The 14162-nt window shown below is 64.6% G+C and carries 13 protein-coding genes; 4 read left to right on the top strand and 9 right to left on the bottom strand.

Going from position 1 to position 14162, the window contains the following annotated elements; genetic code table 11:
* Nucleotides 1–127: 127 nt before the first annotated feature.
* From P0D70_RS18470 to P0D70_RS18460, 3 genes are all read right to left on the bottom strand, one after another.
* Nucleotides 128–1390 carry a DUF3443 domain-containing protein gene (locus P0D70_RS18470; RefSeq protein ID WP_408185552.1) on the bottom strand — a complete coding sequence of 421 codons (1263 nt, stop codon included), beginning with the start codon at nucleotides 1388–1390 and terminating at the stop codon, nucleotides 128–130.
* 11 nt (nucleotides 1391–1401) lie between these two features.
* Nucleotides 1402–1851, bottom strand: coding sequence for a DUF2844 domain-containing protein (locus P0D70_RS18465; RefSeq protein ID WP_408185557.1), 450 nt, complete (start codon nucleotides 1849–1851; stop codon nucleotides 1402–1404).
* Between the two features lie 613 nt (nucleotides 1852–2464).
* Nucleotides 2465–2890, bottom strand: coding sequence for a phasin family protein (locus P0D70_RS18460; protein WP_091807016.1), 426 nt, complete (start codon nucleotides 2888–2890; stop codon nucleotides 2465–2467).
* A 912-nt stretch (nucleotides 2891–3802) separates the two neighbouring features.
* Between P0D70_RS18460 and P0D70_RS18455 the strand changes: the two genes are divergently transcribed.
* Nucleotides 3803–4570 carry a DUF4410 domain-containing protein gene (locus P0D70_RS18455; protein ID WP_408185551.1) on the top strand — a complete coding sequence of 256 codons (768 nt, stop codon included), beginning with the start codon at nucleotides 3803–3805 and terminating at the stop codon, nucleotides 4568–4570.
* A gap of 80 nt (nucleotides 4571–4650) precedes the next feature.
* Here the strand turns inward: P0D70_RS18455 and P0D70_RS18450 are convergent, their stop codons facing one another.
* From P0D70_RS18450 to P0D70_RS18435, 4 genes are all read right to left on the bottom strand, one after another.
* Nucleotides 4651–5328, bottom strand: coding sequence for a RibD family protein (locus P0D70_RS18450; RefSeq protein ID WP_408185550.1), 678 nt, complete (start codon nucleotides 5326–5328; stop codon nucleotides 4651–4653).
* A gap of 69 nt (nucleotides 5329–5397) precedes the next feature.
* Complete coding sequence (locus P0D70_RS18445) at nucleotides 5398–6021, bottom strand: RNA polymerase sigma factor (protein ID WP_408185549.1); 624 nt, start codon at nucleotides 6019–6021, stop codon at nucleotides 5398–5400.
* Nucleotides 6022–6050: 29 nt separating this feature from the next.
* Nucleotides 6051–7076, bottom strand: a complete 1026-nt coding sequence (locus P0D70_RS18440; protein WP_408185548.1) for a MerR family transcriptional regulator — start codon at nucleotides 7074–7076, stop codon at nucleotides 6051–6053.
* 382 nt (nucleotides 7077–7458) lie between these two features.
* Entirely contained in the window at nucleotides 7459–8556 is a 1098-nt protein-coding gene (locus tag P0D70_RS18435; protein WP_408185547.1) for an NADH:flavin oxidoreductase/NADH oxidase, read from the bottom strand.
* A gap of 87 nt (nucleotides 8557–8643) precedes the next feature.
* Here P0D70_RS18435 and P0D70_RS18430 point away from each other — a divergent pair, with 87 nt between their 5' ends.
* Nucleotides 8644–8973, top strand: a complete 330-nt coding sequence (locus tag P0D70_RS18430) for an ArsR/SmtB family transcription factor (RefSeq protein ID WP_091807006.1) — start codon at nucleotides 8644–8646, stop codon at nucleotides 8971–8973.
* Between the two features lie 157 nt (nucleotides 8974–9130).
* Here the strand turns inward: P0D70_RS18430 and P0D70_RS18425 are convergent, their stop codons facing one another.
* The gene (locus P0D70_RS18425; RefSeq protein WP_408185546.1) at nucleotides 9131–9562 is read right to left on the bottom strand and encodes a response regulator; all 432 of its coding nucleotides are present in this window, start codon (nucleotides 9560–9562) and stop codon (nucleotides 9131–9133) included.
* 82 nt (nucleotides 9563–9644) lie between these two features.
* Entirely contained in the window at nucleotides 9645–10943 is a 1299-nt protein-coding gene (locus P0D70_RS18420; RefSeq protein WP_408185545.1) for an MFS transporter, read from the bottom strand.
* Nucleotides 10944–11241: 298 nt separating this feature from the next.
* Here P0D70_RS18420 and P0D70_RS18415 point away from each other — a divergent pair, with 298 nt between their 5' ends.
* Nucleotides 11242–12789, top strand: a complete 1548-nt coding sequence (locus tag P0D70_RS18415) for a sensor histidine kinase (protein WP_408185544.1) — start codon at nucleotides 11242–11244, stop codon at nucleotides 12787–12789.
* Nucleotides 12774–14141 (top strand): sigma-54-dependent transcriptional regulator, encoded by a 1368-nt coding sequence (locus P0D70_RS18410; protein ID WP_408185543.1) that lies wholly within the window; start codon nucleotides 12774–12776, stop codon nucleotides 14139–14141. The genes P0D70_RS18415 and P0D70_RS18410 overlap by 16 nt, the downstream gene beginning before the upstream one ends.
* The last annotated feature ends 21 nt before the right edge of the window (nucleotides 14142–14162 follow it).

Here is a 14162-nt window from a genome sequence, read left to right as displayed (position 1 = left end):
TAACAAAACTTATTAACAACGGCGGGCCCCGTGGTTATTTTGTCGGGCGGCGGCCCGTTTTCATATCTGGCGAGTCTCGCCAAAGCGCTCGCCCAAAAGCGCCGACCAGACAAGCTGTCTTCCGAACTCAATACGCGACGTAAGGCCCCGTGCCGCGAGGTGTCGCCTGCTGCTCGACGGCGGCATACACATTGCGACCGTAGAAGAACGGCAAACCCCAATCGAAGATAGTGGACTGAACGAACGCCGGTCCCGCCAGCAGCGGCAGCGCCGAATCGCCGCTATAGGTCTGTGCAATCGTCGTAGCGTTGCCGACGCTGAAATTCACCGCGCTCGTGGTCCCGTTCACCCCCTGGATCATCGCGCTCATTTGCGCGGTCGACACCGGGCAGTAGTACGAATTATTCGGGCTCGCGCATACCGGCAAAGAGCTGGTCTGAAAGAACAGCCCGGTCGAACCGCTGTCCAGAATGCTGCGCGAATAGGTCGTGCCGTTCTGCACGGTGGTAAAGGTGCCGTTCGACGGACTCACGCCGATCACTTGCGCGCCGCCCAGCGTATTGTTGGTCTGCGTGCCGATGCCGAACACCAGTTGCCCCGTGACCGACTGCGCGGCACCCGATACCGTCGGCAGGCTCAGCATCGAACCGTTGTTGTCGGTGGCGAAGTACGGAATCGGATTGGCGACCTGGAGTTCTTCGGCAAGCGGAATCGACGTGCATGTCGTGCCGCTGCAGCCGTAATACGTGCCGGCCAGCGCCTGCTGCACGCAGTTCGCGCCGCAGTCGTGCTTGAACACGCCGATGCCGAGAATGCCGTTGGCCTGCAACGCGGCCGGCGTGTTGCGCGATGCGCCGACGCTCGCGCAATCGGCCGGCAGTGAAGCGTAGTTCGGGTCGATCACCTGGATCGGCAGCGAGGCGGCTTTTTCACCGGCAATCTGCAGATCAGCGAGCTTCACCGCGCCCCACGTGTAACCGTCGAAGAACTGCATGCATTCGGCGACCTGATTGCCCGAGGCGTCTTTCTGTTGCGGCAGAGTCATTGTCGCGGGCAACTGGGAAGCAAAGACGCGCACGCCCCACGACCCGGTATCGACCAGTACGTGGTCGATGGTTTGGCACTGAGCCGTACCCGGCGCACAAATCGTGATGCTGACGAACGGCATGTTCGGCACGTCACTCACGCCGGAGTCGACCGTCACGCGCACCGCGTTCGCGGCCAGCACTTGCGACGACGGCGCGGTGTTGATCACGGTGGGGCCGGCCGAATTCGAACTGCTGGAACTGGCCGTGCTGCTGGACCCGCCGCCCCCGCCGCCGCAAGCACTGACGAGCAGTGCAAGCAGCGCCGCGCACAGCAGGATCCTGAAGGAAGACATATGACGCATGATCCGCACCGTTATTGAATGACGCCGACATCGACGCCCGCAGGCACCGCTGGCGGCAAATACGCGTGGCCGGCGAACGCGCGAAGATGCCCGCCGGAGTAGACCACCAGATCGCCGCTGGAGACCCCGAGCGGCGTGCCGCGACGCGTCGCGGTGGCGGCGACGTAGGCGTCGAACGACGTCCCCAGCATGGATTTCAAATCCGGCAACGTGGGGCCTTCCCATGCGACACCGAACACGATGCCGTTGGGCGCGACGTACTCGCGCACCAGCGTGCCGGACGGCAGCGTCATCAGATGGACCGAATACGCGCTTTGCGTAGTCGCCGTGTGAGCCACTGCGCGCAAGCGGGATTGATCGCTGTCGACAGTGCTCACGTTCTGGCCGAGCGTCGCGTGCGCGGCAAACGACAGCGCGCAGCTTGCCCCGAGCATTGCGCGAGCAATGCGGGAATAAAGCATCGGTTTCAAGAGAATTCCTTCGAGGTGAAACGCTCGCGACCACGCGTCGAGCCGGTCACGAACGGGAAACTAGGGGCGCACGCTTCGCCGGTGGGTGCTGGTGTTGCATTCACACTGGTTGAGCTGCGTGCTGCGTGAATGCGTCTACGGAGTGGTGGCGCGAAACTTTAGGCATCGCGGTGAGGCGCTGCAATCGTTTGCGCAACGATTTAAACCTTTCTCCCGCGCGGCAACGTTCGAGTCTGTTTGATGTTTCGGGACCAGATCACCAAGTGACGGCGCTTGAGCGCCTGTTTTCGTTGCACGGCTCGTTTAAAGCAAACGACAGTGCACATTGTCCGCATCTCGCGCAGAAAAAAATTCATGCGCGCAGCATTGCGAGATCGATGTAAGTGAACGCTGAAAAAATCACCCGGAAGGCCCGTTTTCCTCTGACGATACGACGCGTCAAAAGACCGGTCGCGTGAGGACGAAGCGGCGACGCCATCGCACTTCGCAAAACAAAAAAATGCCGCGGATGACTCGAAAGTCAACCACGGCATCGGTCGTTCGAACGTGATGCGTCTGGCTCGATCGATTCCGCAGAGCCGATCGATTCGACGCGCAGCGCCCGCTACTTTTTGTGCTGCTGCAGGAGCGATTTAAGCTCCTCGACATTCTCTTCTACGCGTTTTGCGATCACCGCATACGACTCGGCTTGCGTCTGATAGGCCGCTTGCGCCAGTTGTTGCATATCGGCAAGCGACTTGTGCAGGCTCTGCTGGATCAACTCGGCCGCCTTGCCCGAAGGCGCGGCGCCGCCGGCCGATAACTGGCCCGTCAGCGACTGCAATTCGCTCAGGGTCGTGCGCAACATATCAGCCTGCTTCTGCGCGAGCGACTGCATCCCCTGGAAAGCCGTCTGATTCGCCTGAACCAGTGCTTCCATGTCCTTGCGTCGCGCTTCCATGATGGCGGGTACGTCGAAGCCGGGGAGCTTGAACTGCTCCAGCATTTTGGTGAAATCGCCAAACGGATTGGCGGCGTCAGGTCGGTCCATGCGAAATCCTCCTTAACGGTTGAGTACCCGCCGGCGGTGCATTGCCGCGTTGTGTTTCCGTGACGCATGCACCGGCGGCTTCGCGTGCGCCGCGCGTCCCGTAGAGGCACGCGGCTTCTGGGGTCGGACGGCACATCGCTTCAATCATGCGCCATCCGGAAACAATGCGCCAGCGGGTGCACCCTGGACGCGCGCCGTCGGCGGGAGTTGAAGGGCATCGGCTACGCTGCACGGCCGGCCCGATAACCGGCCGAGCGGCGCTTTGCACGCGGGCATTTTTTCCGTCAGTCAGCGGCCGTGCGGCAACTCCTGCATCCGGCCCGCGACTGGAAGCGTTCCCGCCAGCGAGCTGCTCAGTCATTCAGCATGTTGCGTTGGCTTTCCCACATTGCCGCTTCTTTGGCCACTGTTCATCTTCCGTCAGGTGATTAGGATATGAGCACTGCAAACGCTGGTGTCCTGGTGAAGAATGCGCTATCCGCTGAACATGGCAGTCGCCGCCTTCCTGCTGATTTTCGTCCTTGGCTGCATCATCAAACTCGCCTTGAGCTGACGCCCGACACTCGCGGCGCCGCACGCGCGCTTGCATGACTTCACGCCGCTGGCCGGCGCGGTCGATCCTCACCCCACCCCCCTCTTTTCCTGCCACGTCCAATAACGCTTGCGACGCGCGAAAGCCCCGCGCGGCACCTCTTGCCGCCGTGACACAGGACGAAATAATTGTTGAATGGAGTTCGGGAAGTGACTCGCCCATACTTCGTTTCGCTGCCGGTGCGGATGAAACAGAACGCATGAGATCAAGGGTGCTTCACGTGCGAGACGACTCGCCGATGATCAACGATCCTACGGTTGCCCGATCATCGGAAGAACGGCTCGACCATACCGGCACCGCGTGCCGACGACAGGATGAACATGTTGACTTCAGTGAAATTCCTCAAAAGAAATGCCACCCGTTTTGCCTGCATGGCGATGGTCTGCTGCGGCGCTCTGCTGACCGGCTGCGCGAGCGGCAGCATCGACCATGCAAGCGAGACGAACACGCCGGTCCATGTGCGGCCGGACAACATTTATGTCTACACTTTCGACGCCAGCCCCGACCAGGTCAAACTGGATGGCGGCATGATGCAGAAAGTGAAGACGCAACACGAAGGTTCGTCCGCTGCGCAAAAGCAGGCCGCCGACGCCGCCGCAGTCCGCGAGCAGGTCGCCAACGAAATCGTGCATCAATTGCAATCGATGGGTCTGCGTGCGATCCGCTCGGACGTTCCCGCGCCAGCCGATCAGAACGTGCTGCTTGTGCAAGGCAGCTTTGATACGATCGACTCGGGCAACCGTCGCCGCCGCATGCTGATCGGCCTCGGTGCGGGCAAGAGCGAAGTGACGAGTTCGGTGCAGATTCTGTATAAGCCCGCGGGCGGTGCGCCGCGACTGGTGCAAACCTTCAATGCCAGCGCGGACAGCGGCAAGGCGCCGGGCATGGTCGAGACGGCGGGTGTGGGTGCGGCGGCCGGCAGTGTTGCGACTTCGGCGGCGGCGGGTGGCGGCTTGCATGCCGTAACCGAAACCCAACGCGCCGGTGTGTCAGCGGACGCGAAGCGCCTCGCGGACGCCGTCGCCAAACAGATCGGTGAGATTGGCGTGAGCGGCGGCTGGCTCTCGACGGCACACACGCAAGGCTGAGATCCGGTTATCCCTGCGCACTGAAAATAATGCGAGCGGCCGGCGGCAGAGTGACTTCGATTTCACTCTGCCGCGCGCTTTCAGGCTTTCGTATAGCGCAACCAGACAGCGTCGTGTTCCGTCTTTTCAACGGACGTGAGTTTCAGATAGGCGGGCGTTTGCCACTTCTGCATCGCCACTTCGAACGAAGAAGGATGTTCGCTGCGGCCGTCCACCAGCGGCAGAATCAACACGCTCACTTCGTCGACCAGACCCGCGTTCACGAACGCCCCGCTCACGTGCGAGCCGCCCTCCACGATCAGCTTCTTCACGCCGAGTTCGCGCGCCAGTGTCTGCACCACCGCGTCGAGATCGAGCTCGGACTCGCCACCGAAAACGTATGAGACGCCGATCGATTGCAGGTAAGCGAGGTAGTCGTCGGCGACCTGCTCGGTCAGTACTTCGATCACGTGCGACTTGAGCGCGGTGTTGCTCTTCCACGCCACGCGCCCCTGCGGATCGATTGAAATCGCGTATTGATCCGCTTTGCGCTCGACGAAGTGATCGGTGCGCGGCACCGGGCCCCTGGTGAGCCCCTTCGGATAGTCCTCGCCGTGCGAAATTTCCTGCATGGTCACTCGCCCGCAAATCCAACCGTCGGCTTCGAAAGTGGCGGCGGTGTTTTCGTACAGGTCGGACGCATAGTCGAGATGCCAGCCGTCGGTCAAACTGCGGCCGTCGAGCGAGGACATCATGTGCGCGACGATATAGGGTTTCATGCGTGAAGCCTCCGTATCAGGTCAATGAGAAGACCTTGCAGCAAGAGGCGTTCCGCAAATCCTGCAGTATCAGTAGATGCCGCCGCGATGCGGCGCGTGGCGAGCCTCGGCCATGCTGCGCAGCGACTCCAGCCCGCGGCTGATCCAGGTTTTGACCGTACCGATCGGCGCGTCCAGCGTATGCGCGATTTCCGATTGCGACTGCCCGCGAAAATAGGCGAGCGCAATCGCCTGGCGCTGAACCGGCGTCAATCGGCCCAGGTAGGACGACAGGCGCTCGGCGTCGAGCGAAAACTCGTGCGAGAGGTCCGGCTCGGCCTCGCCCGCGGCAATGCGTTCGTCCAGTTCTTCGACGTACACGCCCCCGTAGGGATTGCGCCGCAAGTAATCGAGCGCCTGGTTCTTCACGATGCTCGACATCCAGGTAGACGGCGAGGCCTTGCCGGGATCGTACGAGCCTGCGAAGCGCCAGATCTTGATGAAGCCGTCCTGCAGCACTTCTTCCGCGGATTCGCTGGTGCGGGTCACGCGCACGGCGAGGCCAAAAAGCGACGGCGCGGACGTCCGGTACAGCGCCTCGAACGCTCTCGCGTCGCGCCGTGAAACACGCTCGAGGAGCGCCGCGAGATGCGCGCTCTTTTCGTCCAGTGCGGGCGCGCTGACGGTCGCGTCCGTCGAAGCATCATGTGACATGGCACATCCTCCGAAACGGTGTGCGCGTGCTAGTCCTGAACGGCTTGCGGCGGCTGCGCGCCGGCAAACCAGCCTTCTTCCCGCGCGACTCGCTCGAGCGCCGCTTCAACCATCGCGCAAGCCCGGTTGCTGACGTCGCCCAGATAGCGGTGCAACGCGGCGTCCTGCGCCGAGCGCGACGTACACGCGTCGCTGTAGCGCTCGAACGCCGACAGTTTCATGACCAGTTCTGCAAGGTGGCGCGGACATTCGCACGAAATCGTCGAAGAACGGCTGGCAATGGCTTCCAGTTCGCGGTCGTCGTAGCGACGGCGCACGCGCGCCCATACGGCGTCGTCGCCGGTGCGCTCCTGAATGCGGGTTCGTTCGCAGAGGTCGCCGAGCATCTGACGGAATTCCGTCCGGCTGTCGGGCTCGCGATAGAGACGCACGCCCGCCACGCGCAAAATCTCCGCCGCCGGGCCGGTGCCGAAGCCGTAGACGACCGCGATCGCTTTCGCGCGGACCGCGTCGCCGAGCGCGATGATCTGCGACGCGACTTCCTCCTGCAATGAATCGACGCTGACGAGCAGTGCGTCGATCGGCTCGCGGCGCTCACTGGTCGTACCGGCGCTGGCGAGATCGAGGTCGGCGAAAGTGACGAGTTCGTTCACGCCGTAAGGCCGCAAATCGACACCCGATGCTTCCAGTCGCTGCGCGAGGTTGCCGCCCACGAGAGCCAGCCGGAGTTCGGCGGACTCCGGGAACGGCATGTCGGTCGCGCCGCCGCTTTCACGCCCGCTGCGCGCGGCCAGAAACTGCAGTTGCTCGCGATCGAGCCGCGCGATCGCGCCGATCGCGTGGCCGCGACTCACCAGCAGTTTGATCAGGCTGAGTCGCCTGACGTCGTCTTCCGAGTACAGACGCTGGCCTGACGCGGTTTTGGCCGGTCCAACCACGCCGTAACGACGTTCCCAGATCCGCAACGTCGTGACCGGCATTTTTGCCAAACGCGCCGCTTCGCCGCTTCTGTAACCCTGCTGACCCGTGGTTTGCTCGTCGGATGAAGTCACCATGACACCCTTGATGGTCCAATTGGAACAAGCATACGCGTATTTGAGCCATGTTGAAACGATTTATCGACTCATGACAATGTCTTGAAACGGATTTTTGATGCGCTTACTGTCATTTCGGCGTCGTTCGATTAGCCGCGAGACGGGTGCGGCGGCCCGTGCGGGTCGTGAAGTAGACGGGGAGTGGTCTGTGCGGCGCACGGCCGAGTTGGGGCGCGGGCGGGCCGGAGGGCCGGAGGGCGGGCGGGCCGGAGGACTGGCGGAAAGGCGGAAAGGCGGAAAGGCGGAAAGGCGGAAAGGCGGAATATAGGTTATCCCGCCTGCCCCGGCTCATGAACCGCCGGGGCAAACAGCACATCGATACAACGCGACGCGAGACGAAAACTCAGGCGACAGCGTAGCGTTCGAGCCAATGCGCGTAAGGCGCCGGCAGCGTCCACGACGCTCGCTCGATACCTAGCTTCTTCGCCGCATGGTACGGCCAGTGCGGATCGGCCAGATGCGCGCGGCCGACCATCACCAGATCCAGTTGCCCGTTCTTCACCGAACGGTCCGCCAGTTCCGGCGTATCGATGCCCCATGCCGACGAAACCGGGATGCCCGCTTCGCGGCGCACACGTTCCGCGATCGGCGCGAGAAACGCCGGCGCCCACGGAATCGCCGCTTTCGGCGTGGAGAAGCCCACGCTGACGCTGAGCATGTCCAGCCCTTCGCGCTTAAAATTCTTCGCGAGTTCGATGGACTCGGCGAGAGTCTGCTCGTCGCGGCCGTCGTACTCGATCACGCCGAAACGCGCCGTCAACGGCAGATGCTCCGGCCACACCTTGCGCACCGCCGCCAGCGTTTCCAGCAGGAAGCGGCTGCGGTTGTCGAGACTGCCGCCGTAAGCGTCGTCACGCTGATTCGAGTGGGTCGAGAAAAAGCTCTGGCCGAGATAGCCGTGCGCAAAATGCAGTTCGAGCCACTCGAAGCCCGCGTCACGCGCCCGCCTCGCGGCGGCGACGAAATCCTCGCGAACGCGCGCAATGTCGTCGAGCGTCATGGCCTTCGGCACCTTGGGCAAATTGCCGCCGAACGCGATTGCCGACGGTGCGATGGTTTGCCAGCCGCGGCTGTCGCCGTCGGCGATGTGATCGTCGCCTTCCCACGGACGATTGGCGCTGGCTTTGCGGCCCGCGTGGCCGATCTGGATGCCCGGCACCGAACCCGCCGCCTTGATCGACGCGACCACCGGCGCGAAAGCCTGCGCCTGCTCGTCAGTCCAGATACCGGCGCAGCCCGGTGTGATGCGGCCTTCGGGCGACACGGCCGTCGCCTCGACGATCACCAGCCCGGCGCCGCCGCGCGCAAGACCGGCCAGGTGGACGCGGTGCCAGTCGTTGATCAGGCCGTCCTCGGCCGTGTACTGGCACATTGGCGGAATGGCAATCCGGTTGCGCAGGGAAACGTCTTTGAGCTTGTACGGCTGAAACAATGCGGACATCGTGCAAAACTCCTTTGGACTTGCTTGTACGGTAGTTCGATAAACATCGAATAACCAAGTATCTCAGAAACCTTTATCATTTGCAGGATGCGCACTTATAACCATCCCGCCGCTGAGGACTTCACGCTCGGACGGCTGTTTCATGCCTTGAGCGATCCGGTTCGCCTGGAGATCGTCCGCCGGTTGTCGTCGGTCGAAGAAGCTACCTGCGGCGATCTCGACGGGGGCCGCCCCAAATCGAGCGTGTCCCATCACTTCCGGATCCTGCGTGAGGCCGGCCTGGTGCGCACACGCGTGGCCGGCACCGTGCATCAGAATTCGCTGCGGCGCGCGGAACTGGACAGCCGGTTTCCCGGCTTGATGGAGGCGATTCTCCGGCAAATCGTCGCGGAGCCGGCGTTGAGCGAGCCGGCTTGACTGGTTCGGGTCGACGCCTGCCGCTGAGGCCGGCGGGCTTCATATCGCGCCGTTACCGCCTCAAAGATTGACCGCGGGTTTCCAAAGTGACGCACCGCGCCGGCCCAGCATCGCCCCACCCGAAACCGCTCAACTAACGCGTCTCTATCCGCCGCCGCTATTCGCGCCAGAACTTGCGCATCAGCGCGAGCAGCGCACTCGGGGGCGTGCCTTTTTGACAATAGCCGTCGAAATTGTGACGTGCCTTACCGGTTTCCTTGACGTGATCCTCATCGAGGGAAGTGAACGCGACAATGCCCAGACTGTGCGTCGGCAAATAACTGCGCAGGGCGCTCGCGGTTTCATAACCGTCGCGCTCCGGCATCATGATGTCGAGCACCACGACGTCGGGCACCCAGTCGCGCACGCAACGCAACGCCTGCTCGCAGCCGTTGGCGGCGCGGGCTTCGACGCCTTCGTAGGAGAGATAGGTGGCGAGCGCTTCGGCGGCGCCGACGTTGTCGTCCACGACCAGGACGCGCGGCACTTCGTGCAGTATCCGGATCTCGCGGGCGCTCCACCGTTGGCAAGTAGAGGGGGTTCGAGGCATAGGCGGCAGCTTGCGAAAAGAACACCCTGGCTCAGCAAGCTCCGTACCATCAGACGAAGCAAGTCACTCGCGGATGTAAGCGTCACGACGCCGGCGAGGCTGCCTCGACCGCATTGCGCGCCGCTCCGCCATCGGCCGCGCAGGCGTGCCTGAGCGTCGCCCCGAAACTCAGCCACAACACCAGCGAGCCGGTCGACACCGCGCCGAGCGCGATGAACGCAGCGGGATAGCCGAAGCGGTGCGCGAGAATCCCGCCCAAAGCCGGACTCAACGCAGCGCCGGCGGCCTGCACGGTCATCACAACGCCCTGCCCGACGTTCACGCGCCCGCTGCCTTCCAGCAAGCGGACCACCAGCGCCGGCACCGCGACGCTCTGCAATCCCGCGCCGATGCCGTCGAGCGCTTGCACCGGCCACACGCCCCACGCATGAATCACCGACGCGGCGATCAGCCCGCGCACCGGCAGTGCGAGGAAGGTCAGCAGGATCACCCACCAGTAGCCGCGCCACCGGATCAGCCGGGTCGCCGGCATCGCGGCCGCGACCATCACGAGTTGCGCGATCACGATGGTCTGCGCAGTGAACGCGCTCGGCTCGCCCTGATGGGCGGCGACGATCGCGAGACCATAGAGCGGCAACATGGCCGCGTTGCCCAGGTGGAACAGGCCGAGCGCGGCGGCCAGCAGCAACAACGGCCGCGATTGCAACAGAACCCGCAGGCCGCTCACCGGTGCGCCGGCAGCGGCAGGCTCGCCGGCAGGCGCCTTTGCATCGGCGCCCCGCGCGACATCGTGATCGATCGCGTCGGCCGGAATCGACGACACGGCCACGATCGACAGCAGGCCGAACAGCGCGCTCAGCACGAACACCGCGCCGAAGCCGTAACGCCAGCCCAGCCAGCCGGACAGCGCTGCCGCGACGACATTGCCGCCATGATTGGCCACCTGGTTGCGGCCGAATTGACGGTCGAAACCGTGCTGCCGGACCATGCCGAGCGTCATGCCGGCCAGCGCCGGGCCGATCGCCGCGCCGGTGATCGCGGTCGCCACTTGCGACGCCGCCACCATCCAGTAGACATGTGAGATCCACAGCAAGCCGGAAGCGAGCATGGTCATCAGCCCCGCGATCACGACGAGACTGCGCTTATGGCGCGTCGCATCCACCAGCGCGCCGGCCGGCGAAGTGGCGAGCATGCCGGCGATGCCGCCGATGGTCATGACCGTGCCGATCTGATCGGCGCCCCAGCCGCGCGCCTGCAGGAACACGCCGAGAAATGGTCCGATGCCGGCCTGTACGTCGGCCACGAAAAAATTCAGCGCTTCGAGCGCGCGCCGGCCTTTCACAACGCACCTCGTGTGATGGACGCATCGCGTGCGGCGCATGGCGAACGGCTCGACCGCATCGGCTTGATCATAAGGACGACTCCATTGGCGAGAGATGCCGGGATGGCGGCCAGCCTTACGCAACTCATATGCCATTGGCGCGCGCGCCGCCGCGAGTGGGCCATGCCGCTCGACGCTGCCCGCGCGCTGTCCGTTTCGTGGACAAACGCTGTCCAGCGGCGCAACAGATGACCAGCCGCCGCCCCCGTTCCAGCGAAGTGCGACTCGCCTGTCGCGAAAGGCGCAACACAGGCTGAATTCTTGCTACTGTTTAGCTCCCATCCTTCCCGGCGCGCTCATGACCGCAGTTCCCCGACGCTTATCGTTCGCCAGTCAGTTGGTGGTTTTCTGGTTGCTGGTCGCGATAATGTGCGCGGTCCTGATCGGGCTCGTCTGGTTCATGGCGCAGGCCAATCTCGGCCGCCAGATCGGGCTTGCGCGGCAGCAGGGGCTGGCCGGCTGCGAGACGATCGGGTCGCGCTACGACCTGTCGATCGACCGCACACCCCAGCCGCCCGCCGCGCCGCGCGCCGGTCAAACGGGAACTCAGCCCGCCGGCACGCCGCCCGTTCCACCCGCCACGCCGAACACGGACCTGATGCACGCGATCCTCGACATCGTGCTCGCGCAGATGGAAGGCGTGGAAGGCGGCTTCTGGCGGCCGGACGGCGCGGCACGCGGCAGCTTCGATGCCTACGCGTTTCCGACCTACCAGGGCAGCGGCATCAAGCGCGACATCCCCGATGCCGAGACGCCGCTGATCCTGCGCACGCTGCGCGCGGCGTCCACCAGCCGCGCGGCGGCATCCGATTTCGTCGAAGGCCAGCAGGACGCCGTGATCGTCACCGCCTGTCCGGTGCCGCATCGGGAAGGCCTGTTCGCCTGGACGCTGTCGCGCGTGCATCCGCCGCTTGGGTCCTCCGGCAAAACGCTCGTCACGACGCTCGCGGTGCTGCTGGCGGTGATCGTCGGGATTGCGATCGCGCTCGGCGTTCTGCTGCGTCGCTGGCGCGCCAATCTCGCGCGCATCGAAGCCAGCCTGAGCCGGCCCGCCGACTTGTTCACGCCGATCGCGCCGACCGGCGAGCCGGACCTCGACAAGATCGTCCAGGCGTTCAACGCCTATGGCGCGCGTGCCACGTCGTTGCAGCAGCAAGCCGGCGAACTGCATACGCAGCTCGCGGCCGCGGAACGCTTCGCGGCGATCGGCCGCTTCTCCGCGCAAATGGCGCACGAGATCCGCAATCCGATCGGCGCGATGCGGCTCAAGGCGGAAAACGCGCTGAATGGCGACGTCGAACGCAAACAGCGCGCCCTCGGCACGATCCTCGAACAGATTCAGCGCGTGGAGCGCCAGCTTTCCGGTCTGCTGGCGTTGACCCAGCCCGTGCGGATCGAAGCCCATAGTGTCGACTTGCGCCTATGGCTCGCCGAACGCGTGGAATGGCATCATGACGCGGCGGCGCGGGCCGGCATCGCACTGGCGCTGGCTTACGCGGACGGCCTTCCCGCGCAAGCTACTTTCGATGCCGATCAACTGGCGCGCGCGATCGATAATCTGATCCTCAACGCTCTGCGCCACACGCCATCCGGCGGCCATGTAACGCTGAGCGCGGCGCGCGCCGCAGACACGCTGCGAATCGAAGTCGCCGACGACGGTCCCGGTGTGCCTCCCGCCGAGCGCGAGCGCATCTTCGAGCCGTTCGTGACCGGCCACGCCGCCGGCTCGGGGCTCGGCCTCGCGGTGGTACGCGAGATCGCTGCCGCGCATGGCGGCAGCGCCTTTTACGAAGCGCGCGAGCGCGGTGCCTGTTTTGTGATCGAGATCCCATGGCGCACATCCTGATCGTCGACGACGACGACGCCTTCCGCGAAAGCCTGGCTGAAACGCTGGGCGACCTTGGCCATGTCGTCGCGCAAGCCGGCAGCGGCCACGACGCGCTTGCCGTGTTAGCCGGCAACGCGCGCGTGGACTGCATGTTTCTCGACATCAGAATGGCGGACCTGAGCGGCATCGAAGTACTCGAACGTCTGCGCGCGATGCCGGCGCGCGAGACATTGCCGGTAGTCGTGCTGACCGCCTTCGCCACCAGCGACAACACCATTCACGCGATGCGGCTCGGCGCCTTCGAGCACCTGACCAAGCCGGTGGGGCGCGACGCCATCGCATCCCTGCTCGGCAAGATCGAAGCCTCGAATCGCGGCTCGCCGGGCCCGGCATTGCCGCTGTCGCACGAGGAAACCGGCGACGCCGGCACGCCTCGTCTGCTGGGCAACAGCGAAGCGTTGCGCGACGCGCAAAAGCAGATCGGCCGCGCGGCCGCCACGGAGTCGACCGTTCTGATCACGGGCGAAACCGGCACCGGCAAGGAGGTCGCGGCACGCGTGCTGCACGATGCGTCGCGGCGCCGGCATGCGCCGTTCGTTGCGATCAACTGCGCGGCGATTCCCGCCGAACTTCTGGAGAGCGAACTATTCGGCCACGCCAAAGGCGCGTTCACGGGCGCGGTGGCGCAGCGAGCCGGCCGTATCGCCGAGGCGAACGGCGGCACGCTGTTTCTCGACGAAATCGGCGACCTGCCGTTGCCGATGCAGGCCAAGCTGTTGCGCGTGATTCAGGAACGCACGCTCACGCCGGTCGGCAGCAACGCAAGCGTCGCTATCGACGTGCGGATCGTAGCCGCGACGCACCGAGACCTCGCAGCGGAAGTGGCGGCGCGCACCTTTCGCGAGGACCTGTTCTACCGGCTCAACGTGATTCCGATTCACCTGCCGCCGTTGCGAGATCGTCCCGACGACATTCTCCCGCTCGCCGCGCATTTTCTCGTAGCCGCCGCGCATCTTGCCGGTCCGGCGCGGACCTTGAGCGGCGATGCCGAGCGGCGGCTTCTCGCCTATGCATGGCTCGGCAACGTCCGCGAGTTGAAGAACGCGATGGAGCGAGTCGCCGCACTCGCGCGCGGTCCGCTCGTCACCGCGGACGATCTGGCTTTTCTCAATGCGCCGCGCGCCGGCGTGAGCGAGATTCCGAGCGCGCTGCTCGATCTGCCGCTGCCGCAGGCGATCGAGTGGCTGGAGCGCGCCGCGATCGAACGCGCATTGCAGCAGACCGTGGGCAATCGCGCTGAAGCGGCGCGCCGCCTCGGTATCAGCCGTCAGTCGCTCTATACGAAGATCGCTGCCTACAAGCTCGGCTGAAGCGCTCGCCGGTGTCCAGCC

It is taken from the genome of Paraburkholderia sp. RL17-381-BIF-C (assembly GCF_046026435.1).
GTDB lineage: Bacteria > Pseudomonadota > Gammaproteobacteria > Burkholderiales > Burkholderiaceae > Paraburkholderia.
This window is presented reverse-complemented; position numbering and strand designations above follow the sequence as displayed.

Excerpts from the sequence above, each read along its gene's own strand:
- P0D70_RS18470 (WP_408185552.1), bottom strand. The coding sequence starts at position 1,390 with ATGCGTCATATGTCTTCCTTCAGGATCCTGCTGTGCGCGGCGCTGCTT.
- P0D70_RS18465 (WP_408185557.1), bottom strand. The coding sequence starts at position 1,851 with ATGCTTTATTCCCGCATTGCTCGCGCAATGCTCGGGGCAAGCTGCGCG.
- P0D70_RS18460 (WP_091807016.1), bottom strand. The coding sequence starts at position 2,890 with ATGGACCGACCTGACGCCGCCAATCCGTTTGGCGATTTCACCAAAATG.
- P0D70_RS18455 (WP_408185551.1), top strand. The coding sequence starts at position 3,803 with ATGTTGACTTCAGTGAAATTCCTCAAAAGAAATGCCACCCGTTTTGCC.
- P0D70_RS18450 (WP_408185550.1), bottom strand. The coding sequence starts at position 5,328 with ATGAAACCCTATATCGTCGCGCACATGATGTCCTCGCTCGACGGCCGC.
- P0D70_RS18445 (WP_408185549.1), bottom strand. The coding sequence starts at position 6,021 with ATGTCACATGATGCTTCGACGGACGCGACCGTCAGCGCGCCCGCACTG.
- P0D70_RS18440 (WP_408185548.1), bottom strand. The coding sequence starts at position 7,076 with ATGGTGACTTCATCCGACGAGCAAACCACGGGTCAGCAGGGTTACAGA.
- P0D70_RS18435 (WP_408185547.1), bottom strand. The coding sequence starts at position 8,556 with ATGTCCGCATTGTTTCAGCCGTACAAGCTCAAAGACGTTTCCCTGCGC.
- P0D70_RS18430 (WP_091807006.1), top strand. The coding sequence starts at position 8,644 with ATGCGCACTTATAACCATCCCGCCGCTGAGGACTTCACGCTCGGACGG.
- P0D70_RS18425 (WP_408185546.1), bottom strand. The coding sequence starts at position 9,562 with ATGCCTCGAACCCCCTCTACTTGCCAACGGTGGAGCGCCCGCGAGATC.
- P0D70_RS18420 (WP_408185545.1), bottom strand. The coding sequence starts at position 10,943 with ATGCGCCGCACGCGATGCGTCCATCACACGAGGTGCGTTGTGAAAGGC.
- P0D70_RS18415 (WP_408185544.1), top strand. The coding sequence starts at position 11,242 with ATGACCGCAGTTCCCCGACGCTTATCGTTCGCCAGTCAGTTGGTGGTT.
- P0D70_RS18410 (WP_408185543.1), top strand. The coding sequence starts at position 12,774 with ATGGCGCACATCCTGATCGTCGACGACGACGACGCCTTCCGCGAAAGC.